This window comes from Streptomyces sp. NPDC025793 (assembly GCF_055558375.1).
Map to the genome: position 1 here is coordinate 132372 of NZ_JBVHMR010000010.1, position 21366 is coordinate 153737.

Below are 21366 nucleotides of genomic sequence, written 5' to 3' on the forward strand. Positions count from 1 at the left end.
TCACCGACCCCGAGGACCGCGAGCGCCGTGTTCGACACTCTCTCCGATCGCCTGTCAGCGACTTTCAAGAACCTGCGCGGCAAGGGACGGCTCTCCGAGGCGGACATCGACGCCACCGCGCGCGAGATCCGCATCGCGCTCCTCGAAGCGGACGTGGCGCTGCCGGTCGTCCGGACGTTCATCAAGAACGTCAAGGAGCGGGCCCTCGGCGCCGAGGTCTCCAAGGCGCTGAACCCCGCCCAGCAGGTCCTGAAGATCGTCAACGACGAGCTGGTCACGATCCTCGGCGGCGAGACCCGCCGGCTGCGCTTCGCCAAGCAGCCGCCCACCGTGATCATGCTGGCCGGTCTCCAGGGCGCCGGTAAGACCACCCTCGCGGGCAAGCTCGGCCGCTGGCTGAAGGAGCAGGGCCACTCCCCGCTGCTGGTCGCCGCCGACCTCCAGCGCCCGAACGCCGTCAACCAGCTGAGCGTCGTCGCCGAGCGCGCCGGCGTGGCGGTCTTCGCGCCCGAGCCGGGCAACGGCGTCGGCGACCCGGTTCGGGTCGCGAAGGACTCCATCGAGTTCGCGAAGTCCAAGGTCCACGACATCGTGATCGTGGACACCGCCGGCCGCCTCGGCATCGACCAGGAGATGATGCAGCAGGCCGCGGACATCCGCGACGCCGTCTCCCCGGACGAGATCCTCTTCGTCGTCGACGCGATGATCGGCCAGGACGCGGTCAACACCGCCGAGGCCTTCCGCGACGGCGTCGGCTTCGACGGCGTGGTGCTCTCCAAGCTCGACGGTGACGCCCGCGGTGGTGCCGCCCTGTCGATCCGGCAGATCACCGGCAAGCCGATCATGTTCGCGTCGAACGGCGAGAAGCTGGACGACTTCGACGCGTTCCACCCGGACCGGATGGCCTCCCGCATCCTCGACATGGGTGACCTGCTCACCCTGATCGAGCAGGCGGAGAAGACCTTCAGCCAGGAAGAGGCCGCCAAGATGGCCTCGAAGCTGGCGTCCAAGAAGGGCCAGGACTTCACCCTGGACGACTTCCTGGCCCAGATGGAGCAGGTCAGGAAGATGGGCTCCATCTCCAAGCTGCTCGGCATGCTCCCGGGCATGGGCCAGATCAAGGACCAGATCCAGAACATCGACGAGCGGGACGTCGACCGCACCGCCGCGATCATCAAGTCGATGACCCCGGCCGAGCGCCAGGAGCCGACGATCATCAACGGCTCGCGCCGCGCCCGTATCGCCAAGGGTTCCGGTGTCGAGGTCAGCGCGGTGAAGAACCTGGTCGAGCGGTTCTTCGAGGCCCGCAAGATGATGTCCCGCATGGCCCAGGGCGGCGGGATGCCGGGCATGCCGGGGATCCCGGGCATGGGCGGCGGCCCCGGCCGGCAGAAGAAGCAGCAGAAGAAGGCCAAGGGCAAGCAGCGCTCCGGCAACCCGATGAAGCGCAAGCAGCAGGAGCTGGAGGAGGCCCAGCGCCGCGAGGCCGCGGCCCAGGGCGGCGGCGCCTTCGGGGTGCCGCAGCAGGGCGGCCAGGAGTTCGAGCTGCCGGACGAGTTCAAGAAGTTCATGGGCTGAGTTCGCCCCTGAGCCCTCACTGGGCATGCCGGGGGTTGGTCATTGTCGTACCGTCCGGATATGACCAACCCCGCCCCGCCGCGCAAGTCGCCCGACCAGCCCTGGCGTACCGAAGGTGCCCCGGAGGAGCCGCCGAAGCAGCCGGGCGGGCCCCGGATGCGCGGCGGCTGGTGGCGGCTGATCCTCACCGCGCTGGTCGTGTACCTGATCGCCAACCTGGTGCTGTCCTACTTCGACCAGGCCAACGAGCCGACGATCTCCTACACCGAGTTCAGCAAGCAGGTCAACGACGGCAATGTCGCCAAGATCTACGCCAAGGGCGACTCGATCCAGGGGCAGCTCAAGAAGGAGCAGAAGAACCCCGGCGGCGGCACGTACACCAAGTTCAACACCGAGCGGCCGTCCTTCGCGAACGACAACCTCTGGTCGAATCTGACCAAGCACAACGTCACCGTCACGGCCCAGCCCGTCGTCCAGCACCGCAGCTTTCTCGCCAATCTGCTGATCTCCCTGGCGCCGATGATCGTCATCGTCGCTCTGTGGATCTTCGTCGCGCGGCGGATGAGCGCGGGCCTCGGCGGAGCGGGCGGCATGCTGGGCCGCAAGGCGCCGCCCAAGCCGGTCGAGCTGGTGCCGGGGGAGAAGCGCACGACCTTCGCCGACGTGGCCGGGATCGACGAGGTGGAGGGCGAGCTGAACGACGTCGTCGACTTCCTGAAGAACCCCGACGCCTACCGGCGCATGGGCGCCAAGATGCCCCGCGGTGTGCTGCTCGCGGGCCCGCCCGGCACCGGAAAGACACTGCTCGCGCGCGCGGTCGCCGGCGAGGCGGGTGTGCCCTTCTTCTCCGCGTCCGCGTCCGAGTTCATCGAGATGATCGTGGGCGTCGGCGCCTCGCGCGTGCGGGAGCTGTTCGCGGAGGCCCGCAAGGTCGCGCCGTCGATCATCTTCATCGACGAGATCGACACCATCGGCCGGGCCCGCGGCGGCGGCGCGTCCATGGGCGGGCACGACGAGCGCGAGCAGACGCTGAACCAGATCCTCACCGAGATGGACGGATTCTCCGGTTCGGAGGGGGTCATCGTCATCGCGGCCACCAACCGCGCCGACATCCTCGACCCGGCGCTGACCCGCCCCGGCCGCTTCGACCGGGTCGTCCAGGTCTCGCCCCCGGACCGCGGCGGCCGCGAGGCCATCCTGGAGATCCACACCCGCGACATCCCGCTCGCCGAGAACGTCGACCTCGCCCAGGTGGCCCGTACGACCCCGGGCATGACCGGCGCCGATCTGGCCAACCTCGCCAACGAGGCCGCCCTGCTCGCGGTGAAGCGCCAGCAGCAGGCCGTGACCCAGTCCGACCTGTCCGACGCGCTGGAGAAGGTCCAGCTCGGCGCGGAACGCCCGCTGGTGATGCCCGAGGAGGAGCGCCGGCGCACCGCCTACCACGAGAGCGGGCACGCCCTGCTCGGCATGCTCCAGCCCGGCGCCGACCCGGTCCGCAAGATCACCATCGTGCCGCGCGGCCGCGCCCTCGGCGTCACGCTCTCCACGCCGGACGCCGACAAGTACGCGTACACCGAGGAGTACCTGCGCGGCCGGATCATCGGCGCGCTCGGCGGCATGGCGGCCGAGCACGTCGTCTACGACGTGGTCACCACCGGCTCCGAGAGCGACCTGGAGCAGGTCACCAACATCGCGCGCGGAATGGTGTCCCGCTGGGGCATGAGCGAGGAGGTCGGCCGGCTCTCCGCGCTCCCGAACGACGCCCAGCAGGCCTACGGGCTCGCCGCCGCACCGCAGACGCTGGACGTCATCGACGCCGAGATGCGCCGGATCGTGGACGAGTGCTACGAGGAGGCCTGCCGCAAACTCCGCGACCACCGCGGCCAGTTGGACGCCCTCGCGCAGGCGCTGCTGGTCAACGAGACACTGGAGGAGGCGGACGCGTACCGCGTCGCCGGGATCACCCGCCTGACCAAGGACGTCGACTCGTGACGGACGTTCAGGGCACGCGCGCGACGAGATAGCGGAACACGTTCGGCATCCACACGGTGCCGTCCGGGCGCCGGTACGGATGCAGGGCCTCGGTCAGCTCCTTGTCGACCTGCTTGGCGTCCGTCGCCGCGATCGCCGCGTCGAACAGCGCCGTCGACAGCAGGCCGCGTACGGCACTGTCGAGGCCGGCGTACCCGAAGGGGCAGGCGACCCGTCCGGAGCCGTCCGGCCTGAGTCCGGCGCGCTGCGCGACCTCTTCCAGGTCGTCCCGCCCGGCGGGCCGCCAACTGCCCGCGCCGCGCAGCGGATCGGCCAGCTTCGCCGCCACCCGCAGCACCGAGGAGGCGGCACACCGCTCGGGCGGCCCCCACCCGGTCAGCACCACGGCGGCCCCCCGTGCGGCGAACGGCAGCGCCTGCGCCAGCGATTCCCCGAGCCCATCGGTGTCCCCGGCGAGACATCCGACCGGCTCGAAGGCGGTCACCAGGTTGTACGGCTCCGCCTCGGCGTCGTCCCCGTCGGCGGGCGGTCCGGCGATGAGCCGCACACCGGCACGCGCACGCGTACGGCCGCTTTCGCCCCACCCCGCCCGGTGGCCCAGGACGCCCGGCAGGCCCCTGTCCGCGCCGCGCGGGGCGTGCGGCAGCAGGCGTTCGCGGGCGAGGGCGAGGCGTTCGGGGGAGGCGGCCTCGCAGCCGGTGACCTCGGCCCCTCTGCCGGCGGCCAGCAACAGGGCGAGTCCCGAGCCGCAGCGCAGGCCCAGCAGCCGGGTGGCGGGGCCCACTTCCAGCCGTTCGTGAACGGCCTCGTAGAGCGGCACCAGCATCCGCTCCTGGATCTCGGACCAGTCACGCGCGCGTGCGCACAGGTCCACGCGGGGTTCGGAGTCCGCGTGAGCCAGGTGCTGCGGCACGAGCACAGGTGTCATAGGTAAGCGCCCCAATCCGCCGACAGTCCGCCGCTGCGCCCGGTCGTTCGGCCCCCGTGCCGTGCGCGCGCACTTCCCACGTATGTCAGGTAACTCCCGGCTCGCGACGGCGTCCAGGGGTCGTGGAGCCCCGCTTGAGGTCCGGGTGTGTCTGTGGCGAGATTTCACATCCCGGCAATCTGGACGGCCGTACGGTGTGCGTTCCCGCGGCGGGGCCGGTGCCAGGGGGCCGGGCGGTGCGCAGTAACGTCACGACCGTCACGGACGCAGATCAAGACGAGACGTGACGCCGATCGCGGCCGAAACGTCTCTTGCGCATCCTCGACCTCACCCCGCAGTGGGCACTACGCGCCGGATCGTACGGCGGACTACGCACCAGCTTGTTATGAGCTGTGAGGCTTCTCCGCAGATCAGCGCACCCGCCCTCGTCAGGACGCATCAGCGGCAACTGACGGGTACGTGCAAAATATTTGGGATGACCCGGAATAGGAACACATTCGAGCTCCCGCTCGTTGTCATTACGTGAGCACGACACAGACACCACCTGTTCTCGCCGCGGAGCTGGCGCAGGCGTGGGCCGACATTCAGCGGTACCACCCCGAGCTGCCGGACCTCGCCGCGCCAGAGTCCCTGATCGGAGAGTCGTCGTCCGCGTGCGGTCACGAGCTCTCCTTCGAACGACTGCTCCATGAAGCAGTCCACGGCATCGCCGCCGCCCGTGGGATCCGCGACACCTCCCGCGCCGGCCGATACCACAACCGCCGTTTCCTGGCGATCGCCGAGGAGCTGGGCCTGGACCATCCCGAGGAGCCGCATCCGAGCAGCGGCTTCTCGCTGGTCACGCTCAACCCCGAGGCGCGGCGGCGCTACCGCCCGACGATCGAGCGGCTCCAGCGCGCGCTGAAGGCCCACACGGCGGCCACGACGTCCGACACCACCCGCAGCTTCCGCGGCCCGGCCGCCCGGCACGGCTCCTCCGGCGGCGGCGTCCGCGTCAAGGCGGTCTGCGACTGCGGCCGCAACGTCCGGGTGGTGCCCTCGGTCCTGGCCCAGGCGCCGATCGTCTGCGGCGGCTGCGGCAAGCCGTTCAGAATCCCGGAGGTCGCCGGAGCGGCGTGAGGCGAGCCGCGTACACCGGCATCTCGTGGGTGCCGGAAGCGGGCTCCTCGCCGTAGGCAGCGGGCAGTGCATCCGACGTGATCTCACCTCCACGCCGGATGCCTGTCCGGCATGCCCGGATACGGCGCAGAACCCCTCGGCCGGAGGCGACCCGCAGGGTGTGGCACAATGGCTAGCTGTACTCGACAGCCGCACAGGACCCCTCTCTCCTCCGGCTGACGCGTCCATCGGGCACTCGGGTACCGCAACCCCACGCGGCAATCTCGCCGTGCCCAACCACGTCAAATCCAGGAGAACCCACTCCCGTGGCAGTCAAGATCAAGCTGAAGCGTCTGGGCAAGATCCGTTCGCCTCACTACCGCATCGTCGTCGCCGACTCCCGCACCCGCCGTGACGGCCGTGCGATCGAGGAGATCGGCAAGTACCACCCGACCTACAACCCGTCGGTCATCGAGGTGGACGCCGACCGCGTGGCGTACTGGCTGGGTGTCGGCGCGCAGCCGACCGAGCCCGTCCTCGCCATCCTGAAGAAGACCGGCGACTGGCAGAAGTTCAAGGGCGAGCCCGCCCCGGCGCCGCTGCTGGTCGCCGCCCCGAAGTCGGCCCGTCCGTCGTTCGAGGCGCTCGGCGGCGACGACGAGGGCAAGGGTGAGGCGATCACCCAGAAGAAGAAGGCTGAGAAGAAGGACGAGGCCGCGGCTGAGTCCGAGTCGACCGAGGCCTGAGCAGCATGCTCGAAGAGGCGCTTGAGCACCTCGTGAAGGGCATCGTCGACAACCCTGACGATGTGCAGGTCGCCTCGCGCGACCTGCGCCGCGGGCGCGTGCTGGAGGTCCGGGTCCACCCCGACGACCTCGGCAAGGTGATCGGCCGCAACGGCCGTACCGCGCGCGCTCTGCGTACCGTCGTGGGCGCCATCGGCGGCCGCGGTGTCCGCGTCGACCTCGTCGACGTGGACCACGTCCGCTGACGCTTCATCGCAACCGGCTCGGGCCGGGGAGGGCCCTTGGGCCGTCCCCGGCCCGTAGTCGTATGACAGGAGACCAAGCACAGTGCAGCTCGTAGTCGCACGGATCGGCCGCGCCCACGGCATCAAGGGCGAGGTCACCGTGGAGGTACGCACCGACGAACCCGAGCTCAGGCTCGCGCCCGGCGCCGTACTCGCCACCGATCCCGCCGCCGCGGGACCGCTCACCATCGAGACCGGCCGGGTGCACAGCGGCCGCCTGCTCCTGCGCTTCGAGGGCGTCAAGGACCGCAACGGCGCCGAGGCCCTCCGCAACACGCTCCTCATCGCCGAGATCGACCCCGAGGAACTTCCCGAGGGCGAGGACGAGTACTACGACCACCAGCTCATGGACCTCGACGTGGTCACCGAGGACGGGCAGGAGGTCGGCCGGATCACCGAGATCTCGCACCTGCCGTCCCAGGACCTGTTCATCGTGGAGCGCCCCGACGGCAGCGAGGTGATGATCCCCTTCGTGGAGGAGATCGTCACCGAGATCGACCTGGCGGAGCAGAAGGCCGTCATCGCGCCCCCGCCGGGCCTGATCGACGACCGCGCGGAGATCGACTCCACCCGGGATGAGCCGGGGGAACAGTCCGGAGAAGAGTCGTAATGCGCCTGGACGTCGTCACGATCTTCCCCGAGTACCTCGAACCGCTGAACGTCTCCCTCGTCGGCAAGGCACGCGCGCGTGGACAGCTGAACGTCCAGGTGCACGACCTGCGCGCGTGGACGTACGACCGGCACAACACGGTCGACGACACCCCGTACGGCGGCGGCCCCGGCATGGTCATGAAGACCGGCCCCTGGGGCGACGCCCTCGACACGGTCCTCGCCGACGGCTACGAGACCGGCGCGAGCGCCCCCGCGATCATCGTGCCCACGCCCAGCGGCCGCCCCTTCACCCAGGAGCTGGCCGTGGAGCTCTCCGAGCGACCCTGGCTGATCTTCACGCCGGCCCGCTACGAGGGCATCGACCGCCGCGTCACGGACGAGTACGCGACCCGGGTGCCCGTCTACGAGGTCTCCATCGGCGACTACGTCCTCGCCGGCGGCGAGGCGGCCGTCCTCGTCATCACCGAGGCCGTGGCCCGGCTGCTGCCCGGCGTCCTCGGCAACGCCGAGTCCCACCGCGACGACTCCTTCGCGCCCGGCGCCATGGCGAGCCTGCTGGAGGGCCCCGTCTACACCAAGCCGCCCGTCTGGCGCGGCCGGGACATCCCGGAGGTGCTGCTCAGCGGCCACCACGGCAAGATCGCCCGCTGGCGCCGCGACGAGGCCCTGACGCGTACGACCGCGCACCGGCCCGACCTGATCGAGCGCTGCGACCCCAAGGCCTTCGACAAGAAGGACCGCGAGATGCTCTCGATCCTCGGCTGGGAACCCGACCCCGGAGGAGAGCCGTTCGGCCGATTTTGGCGGCGGGCCCAGGGCATGGAAGAATAGCTCGCTGTTGTGCGTCCGTCCGGCGTGCGCCCCTGCCGCAGGGGGACACGACGCCCGCCCCGACGCGCACGGCAGACCTCTTGAACACCTAGTTTCCGTTGATGACCTGTGGCATCAGCGAAGAAAGCAGACGAAATGTCTCACCTGCTCGACTCCGTCGACGCCGCGTCGCTGCGCAGCGACGTCCCGGGCTTCCGCCCGGGTGACACCGTCAACGTCCACGTCCGCGTCATCGAGGGCAACCGCTCCCGTGTGCAGCAGTTCAAGGGCGTTGTGATCCGTCGCCAGGGCTCCGGCGTCCGCGAGACCTTCACGGTCCGCAAGGTCTCGTTCTCCGTCGGCGTCGAGCGCACCTTCCCGGTGCACACCCCGATCGTCGAGAAGATCGAGCTCGTCACCCGTGGTGACGTGCGCCGCGCCAAGCTGTACTACCTCCGTGACCTGCGCGGCAAGGCCGCGAAGATCAAGGAGAAGCGCGACAACTGAGCGCACCGCGGAGCCCATGGCGAGGCGGGATAGCATCTCGCCCCGATGGACACCGAAGCGCAGCCGACGGAACGCGACCGCCCCTCCCACCCGGAATCCCCGGGGCCGGAGGAACGGTCGCGTTTCGCGTTGGTGTCGCGGATCACCGACTGGCTGCCGGGCGGCCGCATCACCCTCACCCTCTTCGTCTGCCTGGCGTTTTTGCTGCTCCTCAACGCATTCGTGGTGCAACCGTTCCAGATTCCGAGCGGATCGATGGAGCAGGGCTTGAGGATCGGCGACCGCATTCTCGTAGATAAGTTGGCGTACCGTTTCGGAGCCCAGCCGCGCCGCGGCGACGTGATCGTGTTCGACGGCTCCGGGTACTTCGGGGACGCCGACTACGTCAAACGCGTGGTCGGGGTAGGGGGAGACCATGTGGTCTGCTGCGACAAGAAGGGACGGATCGAGGTGAACGGCCGCGCGGTCGACGAGTCGTCCTTCCTTTATCCCGGGGACAGCGCCTCCAGCGTGCCTTTCGATGTCTCGGTGCCCGAGGGGCGCCTGTTCGTCCTCGGGGACCACCGCAGCGACTCCCGCGATTCCCGCGACCACCTCGGCTCGCCCGGCGGCGGCATGATCCCGGTCGGCGACGTCATCGGCCGGGCCGACTGGATCGTCTGGCCGTACGGCCACTGGACACATCTGACGCGACCCTCCGCCTACGCGCGCGTGCCGTCCGCGGACGGTGCGCATGGGTAACCGCGGCAAACCACGCGGAGTGCCGGCCGGTCCCGCCGACAACCTGCTGCCCACGGGAGCGCGCCGCACCTCGGCGCCCGGCGGCGGCCGCACGCGCGCGGAACGGCGCAAGCTCCAGCGCAAGGTCAAGCGCAAGCGCAGGCGTTCAGCCGTTCGTGAGGTCCCTCTTCTGGTCGGTGTCGCCGTTCTCATCGCGCTCGTCCTGAAGACCTTCCTCGTCCAGGCCTTCGTGATCCCGTCCGGCTCCATGGAGCAGACGATCCGGATCGGCGACCGCGTCCTGGTCGACAAGTTCACCCCGTGGTTCGGCTCCGAGCCGCAGCGCGGGGACGTCGTCGTCTTCCACGACCCGGGCGGCTGGCTCGCCGACGAACAGACCACCAAGACGAACGACCCCATCGTCGTCAAGCAGGCCAAGGAAGGCCTCACCTTCATCGGCCTGCTGCCCTCGGACAATGAGAAAGACCTGATCAAGCGGGTCATCGGGGTCGGCGGCGACCACGTCAAGTGCTGTGACGCGCAGGGCCGGATCACCGTCAACGGCACCCCGCTCACCGAGGGCAACTACATCTACCCGGGCGACGCCCCGTCCGCGATGCGCTTCGACATCACCGTCCCCAAGGGCCGGCTGTGGGTGATGGGTGACCACCGGGGCAACTCCGCGGACTCCCGGTTCCACATGAACACGCCCTACGGCGGCACGGTCTCCGTGGATTCCGTCGTCGGCCGGGCCGTCGCCATCGGCTGGCCCTTCGGCCACTGGACCCGTCTCCAGGAACCTAAAACCTTCGCAAGCGTCGCCCACTCCGTGTCGGGTACGGCCGCCGCTCCCCTGCTGTCGCATAGGGTTACCCCCGAGAATCCGAACGGAATCACTCAGCTCCCGACCCCTGCGGAACTCCCGCTCGTTATGGGAGTGGTGGGCCTGCGCCGTGTCACGGGCAGGCGGTGGCACAGAGTAAGGAGTTGGCGTGGGGGATGTGGCGGTTGGCGCACGGTCGGGACACGACGGCGAAGAGCACCGCGGGCACCCCGTGGAAGCGAACGCCAGCGGCCCCGACGGCGCCGTGACCTCCGGGAATGACGAGATGACGGACGACGACGGCACGCGGGACGACGAGCAGCGGCCCCCCGGGGCGGACGGCGCGGGCGAGGGCGGGGCCGCCCCCGCGCCGAGGAAACCCCGCTCCTTCTGGAAGGAGCTGCCGATCCTCATCGGCATCGCGCTGGTCCTGGCGCTGCTGATCAAGACGTTCCTGGTGCAGGCGTTCTCGATTCCGTCGGACTCGATGCAGAACACCCTGCAACAGGGCGACCGCGTCCTGGTCGACAAGCTCACCCCGTGGTTCGGCTCCGAGCCCGAGCGGGGCGAGGTGGTCGTCTTCCACGACCCGGACAACTGGCTGGCGGGCGAGCCGACGCCGACCCCGAACCCGGTGCAGAAGGTCCTCAGCTGGATCGGCCTGATGCCGTCGGCGGAGGAGAAGGACCTGATCAAGCGGGTGATCGGCGTCGGCGGTGACACGGTCGAGTGCAAGAACTCGGGCCCGCTGCTGGTCAACGGCCACCCGCTGAACGAGCCGTACGTCTACCCCGGCAACACGCCGTGCAGCGTGGACGACCAGGGCGGCCAGTTCAAGGTGACGGTCCCCCAGGGATACATCTGGGTGATGGGCGACCACCGCCAGAACTCCCGCGACTCGCGCTACAACCAGACCGACAAGCACCACGGCATGGTCCCGGTCAGCGACGTCGTGGGCCGCGCGATCGTCAAGGCCTGGCCGATCAACCGCTGGGGCACCCTGCCCGTCCCGGACACCTTCGACCAGCCCAACCTGAACCAGCAGTCCTCCGCGTCCGCCGCCCTCACGGTGGCCCCGCAGGGCGTGGCCATCGCGGCGGTGCTGCCGGTGGTGGTGTGGCGGCGCAGCCGCCGGGACCGGCTGGAGTCCAAGACGCGGCAGAAGGCCTCCGCGGGCGGCAAGTGACCACGAAGGGCCCGGTGCGCACCGACTCGTCGGTGCGCACCGGGCCTTCCGCGTGTCCGTGACGACGAGGCGATCCGGAGCCCGTGAGTCCGGCGGTGGCCGAGCCTTTGCCGCCGGTCCGCGACAGGGGCTGCCCCCGCCCGGTACCGCCGGGTAGGGTGCGGATCCATGAGCGGCGAGAGCACGACGCGTACGGCCCCGCGCAGCGGCGGGACAGGCACGGCACAGGCCGGCGGCAGCCGGCTCGGACAGCGGTTGTCCGGGGTGGCCGTCGCACTCGGTCTGGTGCTGTTCCTCGGCGGATTCGCCTGGGGAGCGGTGTCCTACCGGCCCTACACCGTGCCCACCAGCTCCATGACCCCCACCATCGACGCCGGCGACCGCGTGCTGGCCCAGCGCGTCCACGGCGGCGACGTCCGCCGCGGCGACGTCGTCGTCTTCGAGGACAAGACCTGGGTCACCAACTCCAAGGTGGTCAAGCGGGTCGTCGCGGTCGGCGGTGACACCGTCTCCTGCTGCACGAACGGCAAGCTGACCGTCAACGGCAAGCAGATCGACGAACCGTATCTGCCCAAGGGCAGCCTGGCCGAGAACATGAACTTCCCGACCGTGACCGTGCCCAGGGGCCGCCTCTTCCTCCTCGGCGACGAGCGCCAGGGCTCCCTCGACTCCACCGCCCACCTCACCGACGCGGCCAAGGGCACGGTCTCCAGCGACGCCGTCTCCGCGCGCGTGGACGCCGTCGTCTGGCCCTGGAAGGGCATGCTGGGGCGCCCCACCGGCTTCGAGAGCCTGGGCCCCCTCTCCCAGCCCGGGCCGCTGCGCATCATCGAGCTCCTGATCGTCGCCGGTGCCGTGCTGGTGCTCGTCGGCGGTGCCTACGGCCCGATCGCCGCGCGCACGGGCCGCTCCCGCGCGCGCGGTGCCCGGCCGGAGGCGGCCGGTGCCCGCTGAGGCCGCGCGGACCGGCGAGGAGACGTACGAGGGCGGGCTGCGGAAGGTGGCCCGGGTGGTCCTTCTCGACCCGGACGACCGCATCCTTCTCCTGCACGGCCATGAGCCGGGAGACCCGGCGGACGACTGGTGGTTCACCCCCGGCGGCGGCCTGGAGGGAGCCGAGACGCGCGAGCAGGCGGCGCTCAGGGAACTGGCCGAGGAGACGGGCGTCACCGACGTCGAACTCGGCCCGGTGCTGTGGCGGCGCAGGTGCTCCTTCCCCTTCGCGGGCCGTCGCTGGGACCAGGACGAGTGGTACTACCTGGCCCGTACGGCACAGACGGCGACCGCACCCACCGCACTGACGGAGCTGGAGCGGCGCAGTGTCGCCGGAGCGCGCTGGTGGACGTGCCGGGAACTGACCCGGGCACATGAGACGGTGTATCCGACCAGACTCGCCGAGTTGCTCCAGCGACTGCTCGACGAGGGTCCCCCGGCCAGTCCCGTGACCCTCGACACCGAAATCGTCTGAGGACACCCGGGACTGGCGCACAATGGTGGGATCGCACGGCTGAAGGGGAACATGCCATGAGCGCCGAGGACCTCGAGAAGTACGAGACCGAGATGGAGCTGAAGCTCTACCGGGAGTACCGAGATGTCGTCGGTCTGTTCAAATACGTGATCGAGACTGAGCGGCGCTTCTACCTCACCAACGACTACGAGATGCAGGTGCACTCGGTCCAGGGTGAGGTGTTCTTCGAGGTGACGATGGCCGACGCCTGGGTCTGGGACATGTACCGGCCGGCTCGGTTCGTCAAGCAGGTACGGGTATTGACGTTCAAGGACGTGAATATCGAAGAGCTGAACAAGAGCGACCTGGAGCTTCCGGGCGGCTGATGACCGCCGGCGTCGCCCGGCGGGGCGTGGCGCACCCGACCCGACGGGGCGAGGTGTACCCGATCGGGTGGCGGAGTTTTCCACAACCGGCCGGTAGCTCACCTAGATCAACATGTCTCGGCCGGGTGCGTGACCGTGGGCGCCGGAGGTGGTGCCGACATGAACGCACGAGAAGCACTCGGCAAGTACGGCGAGGACCTGGCCGCCCGGCGGCTCGCCGCATCCGGCATGACGATCCTGGAGCGGAACTGGCGCTGCGGGCGGTCCGGCGAGATCGACATCGTGGCGCGCGACGGGGACGCGCTGGTCGTCTGCGAGGTCAAGACCCGCCGGGGTGGCGGCTACGAACACCCGATGGCCGCGGTGGGCCCGGAGAAAGCGGCGAAACTTCGCGAACTGGCCGAACGCTGGATCCAGGCCCACGGAGGGGCGCCCCCGGGCGGCGTCCGCATCGACCTGATCGGCGTCCTGCTGCCCCTGCGCGGTGCCCCGTCCGTCGAGCACGCGCGGGGGGTGGCCTGAATGGGATTCGCCCGCACGTGCTCCGTGGCCCTGGTCGGCGTCGAAGGAGTCGTCGTCGAGGTCCAGGCCGACCTGGAACCCGGCGTCGCCGCCTTCACCCTCGTCGGCCTCCCGGACAAGAGCCTGACGGAGAGCCGGGACCGGGTCAGGGCGGCGGTGGTGAACTCGGGCGGCGAGTGGCCGCAGAAGAAACTCACCGTGGGGCTCAGCCCGGCATCGGTGCCCAAAGCCGGCTCGGGCTTCGACCTGGCCGTCGCCTGCGCGGTGCTCGGCGCCGCCGAACGGATCGATCCCCGAGTCCTCGCCGACATCGTCATGATCGGCGAGCTGGGCCTGGACGGCCGGGTACGGCCGGTGCGGGGCATCCTGCCCGCGGTACTGGCGGCGGCCGGCGCCGGCTACGAGCAGGTGGTCGTGCCCGAATGCGCCGCCGCGGAGGCCTCGTTGGTCCCCGGGGTGTCCGTGCTCGGCGTCCGCAGCCTGCGCCAGCTCATCGCGGTCCTCACCGACGAACCCGTCCCCGACGAGCAACCGGACGAGCACGGCCGCCCGGACCCGCTCCTGGCCGGTCTGCGCATGCCCGGCACCGGCGCGGCCACCGGCATGCACAGCGTCGGAGCCGCACAGCACGACCACGACCTGGCGGACGTCGTCGGCCAGACGTCGGCCCGTACGGCCGTGGAGGTGGCCGCCGCCGGAGGACACCACCTGTTCCTCGAAGGGCCGCCGGGCGCGGGCAAGACCATGCTCGCCGAACGGCTGCCCGCCGTCCTTCCCCGGCTCACCCGGGGGGAATCGCTGGCGGTCACGGCCGTGCACTCGGTGGCCGGACTGCTGCCAGCGGGCAAACCGCTCATCGACGTCGCCCCCTACTGCGCCCCGCACCACTCGGCCACCATGCAGTCACTCGTCGGCGGCGGCCCCGGCATCGCACGCCCCGGCGCGGTGTCCCTCGCCCATCGCGGAATCCTGTTTCTCGACGAGGCGCCGGAGTTCCACAGCCAGACCCTCGACGCGCTGCGCCAGCCCCTGGAGTCGGGGCACGTGGTGATCGCGCGCAGCGCGGGCGTCGTGCGGTTCCCGGCCCGCTTCCTGCTGGTGCTGGCGGCCAACCCCTGCCCCTGCGGCCGTTTCTCGCAACGCGACTCGCTGTGCGAGTGCCCGCCGTCGGCCATCCGCCGCTACCAGTCCCGGCTCTCCGGCCCGCTGCTGGACCGGGTGGACCTGCGCGTCGAGGTCGACCCGGTCACGCGCGCCCAGCTCACCGACCCCGGAGCCCGGGGCGAGCCGACGGCGACCGTGGCCGGGCGGGTGCGGCAGGCCCGGGACAGGGCGGCGGCCCGCCTCGCCGGCACGGCGTGGCGCACCAACAGCGAGGTGCCCGGCCGGGAGCTGCGCAGCCGCTATCACGCGGCGCCCGGCGCGATGGACGAGGCCGAGCGCAACCTCGAACGGGGCGTGCTCACCGCCCGGGGGATCGACAGGGTCCTGCGCGTCGCCTGGACGGTCGCCGACCTCGTCGGACACGACCGGCCGGACGCGACGGACGTCGCCCTGGCCCTGCAACTGCGCACCGGAGTGCCGCGCGGTGTGCCGATGGCCATCGGGGCGCTGACATGACGGCGGACGACAGCCCCGACGGCGACCTGCTCGGCCGGATCTTCCTCACTCGCGTCTTCGAGCCCGGGGACGAGGCCGGGGGGCGCTGGGTGCGGGAGTTCGGGGTGGGGGAGGTGGTGCGGCGGTTGCGGGGTGGCGAGGCGCTGCCGGGGGTGAGCGAGCAGCGGTGGGCGGGGCTGGTCGCGCGGGCCGGGCAGGTCGATGCCGGGCGGGATCTGGAGGCGGCCGCGAGAGCGGGGGCGCGGTTCGTGGCGCCCCGCGACGCGGAGTGGCCCCGGCAGCTCGACGACCTCGGGGACGCCCGGCCGCTCGGGCTGTGGGTGCGCGGGCGGCCCAGCCTGCGGATCTGGGCGCTGAGATCCGTGGCCGTCGTGGGTGCGCGGGCCTGCACCGAGTACGGGGCCCATGCGGCCGCCGCCCTCGCCAGTGGGCTCGCCGAGCGGGGCTGGGTGGTGGTGTCCGGCGGGGCCTACGGCATCGACGGCGCCGCCCACCGAGGCGCCCTCGCCGCCCGCGGAGCCACCGTCGCCGTCCTGGCCTGCGGTGTCGACCGCCCCTACCCCCGCGGCCACGCCGCCCTGATCGGCAGGATCGCGGAGCAGGGACTGGTCGTGGGCGAGCTGCCGCCGGGCGACCACCCGACGCCGAGCCGGTTCATCCTGCGCAACCGCGTCATCGCCGCACTGACCCGAGGCACCGTCGTCGTGGAGGCCGCCCAGCGCAGCGGCTCCCTGTCCACCGCCCGGGCCGCACAACGCCTCGGCCGGTTCACCATGGGCGTGCCCGGCCCCGTGACCAGCGCACTCTCCGTCGGCGTGCACGAACTGCTGCGGGGCGAGGCCGCCCTGGTCACCGATGCCGCGGAGGTCGTCGAGCTGGTCGGCGACATCGGCGAGCTGGCGCCGGTGCGACGCGGCCCCGTACTTCCGCGCGATCTGCTGGATCCCCCCGTCCGGGCCGTGCTCGCCGCCCTGCCCGGCGACCGCGCGGCCCCCGCCGACGAGATCGCGCTCGGCGCGCGGACCACGCGGGACGAGGCGATCGCGAGACTGTACGAACTCCGAGCACTTGGCTACGTCGAACGACACGGCGACGGCTGGAAGTTGACACGCCAGGCGGTGATGTCCGTCCGCACCGGTCGTGATCCCCGCTGACCCGGTGGGTTCGGCCGTCCGGGGGAATCCCCGACGCCCTTGATGTTTCCCGGAGTTGGCGTCGTCGGCCGGTCACGCGGAGCGGGTCGCGCAGCGCGCCCGCGAGACCGGCCGGAGGGCCCGCGCAGGGGTGGAGCCTCGCTGTTCGCACACCGCGACACCTCAGTCACGCTACGCTCACGAAGACGGTGATACAGATCGCACCAACTCGACATCAGACCGACAGCTCACCCAGGCAGCCCATTCACCCACCAACCCCACCCCCGCCGGCCCGCGGCACCCACGACACCCCACGGCGCTTCACAGCACTTCACAGCACTTCACGGCAGAACGGCACTAGGCGACGAATGCCCCAGCACACCTCCGGGTCAGACCGGGCGGCGATCCCCCCAGCCGCCCGCGACGGTGGCAGCGTGCGGCCGCCCGCTCCCTCGACGCTCGACGAGCTGTGGCGGTCGTACAAGGCGACGGGGGACGACCGGCTGCGGGAGCAGCTGATCCTGCACTACTCGCCGCTCGTGAAGTACGTGGCGGGCCGGGTGAGTGTCGGGCTGCCGCCCAACGTGGAGCAGGCCGACTTCGTCTCCTCCGGGGTCTTCGGGCTGATCGACGCGATCGAGAAGTTCGACATCGACCGGGAGATCAAGTTCGAGACGTACGCGATCACCCGGATCCGGGGCGCGATGATCGACGAGCTGCGGGCGCTGGACTGGATCCCGCGCTCGGTGCGGCAGAAGGCGCGCAACGTGGAGCGGGCCTACGCCACCCTGGAGGCGCGGCTGCGGCGCACCCCGAGCGAGGGCGAGGTCGCCGCCGAGCTGGAGATGGAGGTGGACGAACTCCACGCAGTGTTCAGCCAGTTGTCGCTGGCCAACGTGGTCGCCCTGGAGGAGCTGCTGCACGTCGGCGGCGAGGGCGGCGACCGGCTCAGCCTCATGGACACGCTGGAGGACACCGCCGCGGACGATCCGGTGGAGGTGGCCGAGGGCCGGGAGCTGCGGAGGTTCCTCGCGCGCGCGATCAACACACTGCCCGAGCGCGAGAAGACCGTGGTCACGCTGTACTACTACGAGGGGCTCACGCTCGCCGAGATCGGCAATGTCCTCGGGGTCACCGAGAGCCGGGTCAGTCAGATCCACACCAAGTCCGTGCTCCAGCTGCGGGCCAAGCTGGCGAGCTTCGGACAGTGAGGCCGGCGCGCGGCCGGTGCCGTCGCGTCGTCGTCCTGGTGCCGGTGGCCGCACGGCGGGTGAGCGGCTCTCCCGTTCGGGTCGAGGCGTCCGTAAAGTGGTCGGCGTGCCAAGGATTCGAGCGGCCTCCGTGGCCGAGCACCGGTCGATGCAGCGAGCCGCCCTGCTGGACGCGGCCCGGTCGTTGCTGTCCGAGGGCGGGACGGAGGCGCTGACCTTCCCGGCTCTCGCCGAGCGGACAGGGCTCGCGCGCTCGTCCGTGTACGAGTACTTCCGGTCGCGGGCCGCCGTGGTCGAGGAGCTGTGCGAGGTCGACTTCCCGCTGTGGGCGGCCGAGGTGGCCGCCGCGATGAAGCGGGAGGAGTCGGCCGAGGGCAAGGTCGAGGCGTACGTGCGCAGGCAGCTGGCGCTGGTCGGTGACCGGCGGCACCGGGCCGTCGTGGCCATCTCCGCGAGCGAGCTGGACGCCGGCGCGCGGGAGAAGATCCGGGCGGCGCACGGCGGGCTGGTCGCGATGATCGTCGAGGCACTCGGGGACATGGGGCACGAGCAGCCCCGGCTGGCGGCCATGCTGGTGCAGGGGGTCGTGGACGCGGCGGTGCGCAGGATCGAGCTGGGCGCGGCGGAGGACCCCGCAGCCATCACCGACGCGGCGGTGACGATGGTCCTGCACGGCGTACAGGGCTGACGCCTCCGCCCACGCCGGGCCCGCCACCGGCACCCGGCCGACAGCGGCCCCATCGCCCCGACGGGCCGCGGCCCATCGCCCCGACCGCCTGCGGCTTCACCACCGTGGCGGCATGAGCGTCCGTGGCTCCATCACTGCGGCGGTCGGCCCGCCGCGACCGTCCGCCGAGCCGCCACCCCGTGGCCCGCTTGGCCCGGACGCTCCCGCAGCCCGGCCGGCCGCTGCTCCAGCACCCCGCTACCGCGCCCCACCGTCCGGCAGTGGTACGTCCAGCACGGGCAGCAGTCTCGATGGGCCGCTCTCCCCCAGCCATGGGGGGAGCAGGGACAGTGGGTTCACGTACGTGCCGTCCCGGAGCAGTCCCCAGTGGAGGCACGCCGACGGGCAGTGGGGGTTGCTCGGCTGTTCGAGCGTGCCCACCACATCCCCCGCCCGCACCTCGTCGCCCTTGCGTACCGACGGGCTGACCGGCTCGTAGGTGGTGCGCAGGTCCGTGCCCGTCAGGTCCAGGGACACCACACCCTGCCCCGCCACCCGCCCCGCGAAGGACACCCGGCCCGGCGCCACCGCCCGGACCGGCGCGCCGGGCGGGGCCGACACGTCGACGCCACGGTGGCCCGGGCCGTACGGCGTCGCCGGGGGGTTCCAGCCGCGCAGTACAGGCGGCCGTACGCCCACCGGCCAGGTGCGGGCGATCCGGGGCACCGGGGTCTGCGGGGCCGGGGGAGACGGGTCCGCCCAGGCCCAGCGCGGCAGCAGGGCCACCGTCGCCAGACAGAGGAGCACGGCCGCCGGCACCAGGGCGTATCGCATCGCTCGTCGCATGCGAGAACCGTCCCGCACCCCCGCCGATCATGGCCGGAGTCTGTGGACGACTCCCCGGTTGTGGAGAGCGGCGTCACCCGGTGCCCCGGCGGTCCCGTACACTTCTTCTGGCGATCCGGGTCACCGGGTCGACTTCGCACGCCCCGACACCGGGCCGCCAAGCGGTCGGTGTCAGCGCCTCTCGGTCCTTTGCGGCACGGCGCATCGCGGGCGTCAGGCGCGACCGCCGTCCGGCGGACGCGGCACAACCGAGAATTTCGAGGAGATACGGCCATGGCCGTCGTCACGATGCGGGAGCTGCTGGAGAGCGGCGTCCACTTCGGTCACCAGACCCGTCGCTGGAACCCGAAGATGAAGCGCTTCATCTTCACCGAGCGCAACGGCATCTACATCATCGACCTGCTCCAGTCGCTGTCGTACATCGACCGCGCCTACGAGTTCGTCAAGGAGACCGTCGCCCACGGCGGCACGGTCATGTTCGTCGGCACCAAGAAGCAGGCGCAGGAGGCCATCGCCGAGCAGGCCACCCGCGTCGGCATGCCCTACGTCAACCAGCGCTGGCTGGGCGGCATGCTCACCAACTTCTCGACCGTCTACAAGCGTCTGCAGCGCCTCAAGGAGCTCGAGCAGATCGACTTCGAGGACGTCGCCGCGTCGGGTCTGACCAAGAAGGAGCTTCTCGTGCTCTCGCGCGAGAAGGCCAAGCTGGAGAAGACCCTCGGTGGTATCCGCGAGATGCAGAAGGTGCCCAGCGCCGTCTGGATCGTGGACACCAAGAAGGAGCACATCGCCGTTGGTGAGGCCCGGAAGCTCAACATTCCGGTCGTCGCGATCCTCGACACCAACTGCGACCCCGACGAGGTCGACTACAAGATCCCGGGCAACGACGACGCGATCCGCTCCGTCACCCTGCTCACCCGCGTGATCGCCGACGCCGTCGCCGAGGGCCTCATCTCCCGCTCTCGCGTCGCCACCGGTGACAAGGGCGAGAAGGCCGCGGGCGAGCCGCTCGCCGAGTGGGAGCGCGACCTGCTCGAGGGTGAGAAGAAGACGGACTCCGAGGACGCGGCTCCGGCCGCCGAGGCCGAGAAGCCGGCCGAGGCTGCCGCCGAGGCCCCGGCCGCCGAGGCCCCGGCCGCCGAGGCCGCCCCGGCCGAGGAGAAGGCCGCCGAGGGCGAGCAGGCCTGACGCAGGCGTCGACAGCGGGGGCGGTACTGCAACCACAGCGCCCCGGCGCGGTGAAGTCCGCCCCCGCTGTTCACCCGTAGGTCGGCACGATGTATGTGATCCGCGCGTACATGTGGAACGCAAAACCGTGGTGACCTGAAGATCTTCCAGACTTCGAGAAAGACTCACAGACTCATGGCGAACTACACCGCCGCCGACGTCAAGAAGCTCCGTGAGCTCACGGGCGCCGGCATGATGGACTGCAAGAAGGCGCTGGACGAGGCCGAGGGCAACGTCGACAAGGCCGTCGAGGCGCTCCGCATCAAGGGCCAGAAGGGCGTCGCCAAGCGCGAGGGCCGCTCCGCCGAGAACGGCGCCGTGGTCTCCATCATCGCCGGCGACAACACCTCCGGCGTCCTCGTCGAGCTGAAGTGCGAGACGGACTTCGTGGCCAAGGGCGAGAAGTTCCAGGCCGTGGCCAAGGCCATCGCCGAGCACGTCGCCGAGACCTCCCCGGCCGACATCGAGGCCCTGCTCGCCTCCGAGATCGAGGCCGGCAAGACCGTCCAGGCGTTCGTGGACGAGGCCAACGCCAACCTCGGCGAGAAGATCGTCCTGGACCGCTTCGCGCAGTTCTCCGGCGGTTACGTCACGGCCTACATGCACCGCACCATGCCCGACCTGCCCCCGCAGATCGGTGTCCTGGTCGAGCTGGACAAGCCGAACGCCGAGATCGCCAAGGGTGTCGCCCAGCACATCGCCGCCTTCGCGCCGAAGTACCTCTCCAAGGAGGACGTCCCGGCCGAGGTCGTCGAGTCCGAGCGCCGCGTCGCCGAGGAGACCACCCGCGCCGAGGGCAAGCCCGAGGCCGCCCTGCCGAAGATCGTCGAGGGTCGCCTCAACGGCTTCTTCAAGGACGCCACGCTGCTCGGCCAGCCCTACGCGCTGGACAACAAGAAGTCGGTCCAGAAGGTTCTGGACGAGGCCGGTGTCACCCTGAAGCGCTTCACGCGCATCAAGGTCGGCATCTGAGTCCGTACCGCGATCGACGTACGACCCACAGAGGGATTCCGGGAGCGA

The 21366-nt window shown here is 71.0% G+C and carries 23 protein-coding genes; 21 read left to right on the top strand and 2 right to left on the bottom strand.

Annotated features, from left to right (window positions below):
- Positions 1 to 27 precede the first annotated feature (27 nt).
- Together ffh and ftsH are read left to right on the top strand one after the other, a co-directional pair.
- Complete coding sequence (gene ffh, locus ACZ4MF_RS20800) at positions 28 to 1578, top strand: signal recognition particle protein (RefSeq protein WP_467493423.1); 1551 nt, start codon at positions 28 to 30, stop codon at positions 1576 to 1578.
- Positions 1579 to 1638: 60 nt separating this feature from the next.
- Positions 1639 to 3573, top strand: coding sequence for an ATP-dependent zinc metalloprotease FtsH (gene ftsH / locus ACZ4MF_RS20805; RefSeq protein ID WP_467493424.1), 1935 nt, complete (start codon positions 1639 to 1641; stop codon positions 3571 to 3573).
- Positions 3574 to 3580: 7 nt separating this feature from the next.
- Here the strand turns inward: ftsH and ACZ4MF_RS20810 are convergent, their stop codons facing one another.
- Positions 3581 to 4501, bottom strand: a complete 921-nt coding sequence (locus ACZ4MF_RS20810) for an SAM-dependent methyltransferase (RefSeq protein WP_467493425.1) — start codon at positions 4499 to 4501, stop codon at positions 3581 to 3583.
- Positions 4502 to 5023: 522 nt separating this feature from the next.
- On the opposite strand from ACZ4MF_RS20810, the gene ACZ4MF_RS20815 reads away from it, so the two are divergent.
- The 17 genes from ACZ4MF_RS20815 to ACZ4MF_RS20895 all read left to right on the top strand — a co-directional run bounded on the left by ACZ4MF_RS20815 (position 5024) and on the right by ACZ4MF_RS20895 (position 18294).
- Positions 5024 to 5620, top strand: a complete 597-nt coding sequence (locus ACZ4MF_RS20815) for a hypothetical protein (RefSeq protein ID WP_067041283.1) — start codon at positions 5024 to 5026, stop codon at positions 5618 to 5620.
- A 305-nt stretch (positions 5621 to 5925) separates the two neighbouring features.
- Complete coding sequence (rpsP, locus tag ACZ4MF_RS20820) at positions 5926 to 6345, top strand: 30S ribosomal protein S16 (RefSeq protein ID WP_467493426.1); 420 nt, start codon at positions 5926 to 5928, stop codon at positions 6343 to 6345.
- Positions 6346 to 6350: 5 nt separating this feature from the next.
- Positions 6351 to 6590 carry an RNA-binding protein gene (locus ACZ4MF_RS20825; RefSeq protein ID WP_005479813.1) on the top strand — a complete coding sequence of 80 codons (240 nt, stop codon included), beginning with the start codon at positions 6351 to 6353 and terminating at the stop codon, positions 6588 to 6590.
- A gap of 82 nt (positions 6591 to 6672) precedes the next feature.
- Positions 6673 to 7239: a ribosome maturation factor RimM gene (gene rimM, locus ACZ4MF_RS20830; protein WP_467493427.1), complete on the top strand. Its 567-nt coding sequence runs from the start codon at positions 6673 to 6675 to the stop codon at positions 7237 to 7239.
- Positions 7239 to 8072 carry a tRNA (guanosine(37)-N1)-methyltransferase TrmD gene (gene trmD, locus ACZ4MF_RS20835; protein WP_356024547.1) on the top strand — a complete coding sequence of 278 codons (834 nt, stop codon included), beginning with the start codon at positions 7239 to 7241 and terminating at the stop codon, positions 8070 to 8072. The genes rimM and trmD overlap by 1 nt, the downstream gene beginning before the upstream one ends.
- Positions 8073 to 8207: 135 nt before the next feature.
- Positions 8208 to 8558 carry a 50S ribosomal protein L19 gene (gene rplS, locus ACZ4MF_RS20840; RefSeq protein WP_467493428.1) on the top strand — a complete coding sequence of 117 codons (351 nt, stop codon included), beginning with the start codon at positions 8208 to 8210 and terminating at the stop codon, positions 8556 to 8558.
- A gap of 45 nt (positions 8559 to 8603) precedes the next feature.
- Positions 8604 to 9299, top strand: coding sequence for a signal peptidase I (gene lepB, locus ACZ4MF_RS20845; protein WP_467493429.1), 696 nt, complete (start codon positions 8604 to 8606; stop codon positions 9297 to 9299).
- Entirely contained in the window at positions 9292 to 10383 is a 1092-nt protein-coding gene (gene lepB / locus ACZ4MF_RS20850) for a signal peptidase I (protein ID WP_467493430.1), read from the top strand. The genes lepB (ACZ4MF_RS20845) and lepB (ACZ4MF_RS20850) overlap by 8 nt, the downstream gene beginning before the upstream one ends.
- The gene (gene lepB / locus ACZ4MF_RS20855; protein ID WP_467493431.1) at positions 10271 to 11287 is read left to right on the top strand and encodes a signal peptidase I; all 1017 of its coding nucleotides are present in this window, start codon (positions 10271 to 10273) and stop codon (positions 11285 to 11287) included. The genes lepB (ACZ4MF_RS20850) and lepB (ACZ4MF_RS20855) overlap by 113 nt, the downstream gene beginning before the upstream one ends.
- Positions 11288 to 11455: 168 nt before the next feature.
- Entirely contained in the window at positions 11456 to 12241 is a 786-nt protein-coding gene (gene lepB, locus ACZ4MF_RS20860; RefSeq protein ID WP_467493432.1) for a signal peptidase I, read from the top strand.
- The gene (locus tag ACZ4MF_RS20865) at positions 12231 to 12755 is read left to right on the top strand and encodes an NUDIX hydrolase (protein WP_467493433.1); all 525 of its coding nucleotides are present in this window, start codon (positions 12231 to 12233) and stop codon (positions 12753 to 12755) included. Before lepB (ACZ4MF_RS20860) ends, ACZ4MF_RS20865 begins: the two co-directional genes overlap by 11 nt.
- A 56-nt stretch (positions 12756 to 12811) precedes the next feature.
- Positions 12812 to 13120 (top strand): DUF2469 domain-containing protein, encoded by a 309-nt coding sequence (locus ACZ4MF_RS20870; protein WP_014675276.1) that lies wholly within the window; start codon positions 12812 to 12814, stop codon positions 13118 to 13120.
- A gap of 129 nt (positions 13121 to 13249) precedes the next feature.
- Positions 13250 to 13642 (top strand): YraN family protein, encoded by a 393-nt coding sequence (locus ACZ4MF_RS20875; protein ID WP_467493434.1) that lies wholly within the window; start codon positions 13250 to 13252, stop codon positions 13640 to 13642.
- Entirely contained in the window at positions 13643 to 15262 is a 1620-nt protein-coding gene (locus ACZ4MF_RS20880) for a YifB family Mg chelatase-like AAA ATPase (protein WP_467493435.1), read from the top strand.
- Positions 15259 to 16416 carry a DNA-processing protein DprA gene (gene dprA / locus ACZ4MF_RS20885; protein WP_467493436.1) on the top strand — a complete coding sequence of 386 codons (1158 nt, stop codon included), beginning with the start codon at positions 15259 to 15261 and terminating at the stop codon, positions 16414 to 16416. The genes ACZ4MF_RS20880 and dprA overlap by 4 nt, the downstream gene beginning before the upstream one ends.
- Before the next feature lie 347 nt (positions 16417 to 16763).
- Positions 16764 to 17606: an RNA polymerase sigma factor WhiG gene (gene whiG, locus ACZ4MF_RS20890; RefSeq protein ID WP_467493437.1), complete on the top strand. Its 843-nt coding sequence runs from the start codon at positions 16764 to 16766 to the stop codon at positions 17604 to 17606.
- Positions 17607 to 17736: 130 nt separating this feature from the next.
- Positions 17737 to 18294: a TetR/AcrR family transcriptional regulator gene (locus ACZ4MF_RS20895; protein ID WP_467493530.1), complete on the top strand. Its 558-nt coding sequence runs from the start codon at positions 17737 to 17739 to the stop codon at positions 18292 to 18294.
- 237 nt (positions 18295 to 18531) lie between these two features.
- Here ACZ4MF_RS20895 and ACZ4MF_RS20900 read toward each other — a convergent pair whose 3' ends face one another.
- A complete protein-coding gene (locus ACZ4MF_RS20900; RefSeq protein WP_467493438.1) occupies positions 18532 to 19119 on the bottom strand; it encodes a murein hydrolase activator EnvC family protein in 588 nt (195 codons plus the stop codon).
- 273 nt (positions 19120 to 19392) lie between these two features.
- Here ACZ4MF_RS20900 and rpsB point away from each other — a divergent pair, with 273 nt between their 5' ends.
- Positions 19393 to 20307 (top strand): 30S ribosomal protein S2, encoded by a 915-nt coding sequence (gene rpsB, locus ACZ4MF_RS20905; protein ID WP_356024524.1) that lies wholly within the window; start codon positions 19393 to 19395, stop codon positions 20305 to 20307.
- A 174-nt stretch (positions 20308 to 20481) separates the two neighbouring features.
- Complete coding sequence (tsf, locus tag ACZ4MF_RS20910; RefSeq protein ID WP_467493439.1) at positions 20482 to 21318, top strand: translation elongation factor Ts; 837 nt, start codon at positions 20482 to 20484, stop codon at positions 21316 to 21318.
- The last annotated feature ends 48 nt before the right edge of the window (positions 21319 to 21366 follow it).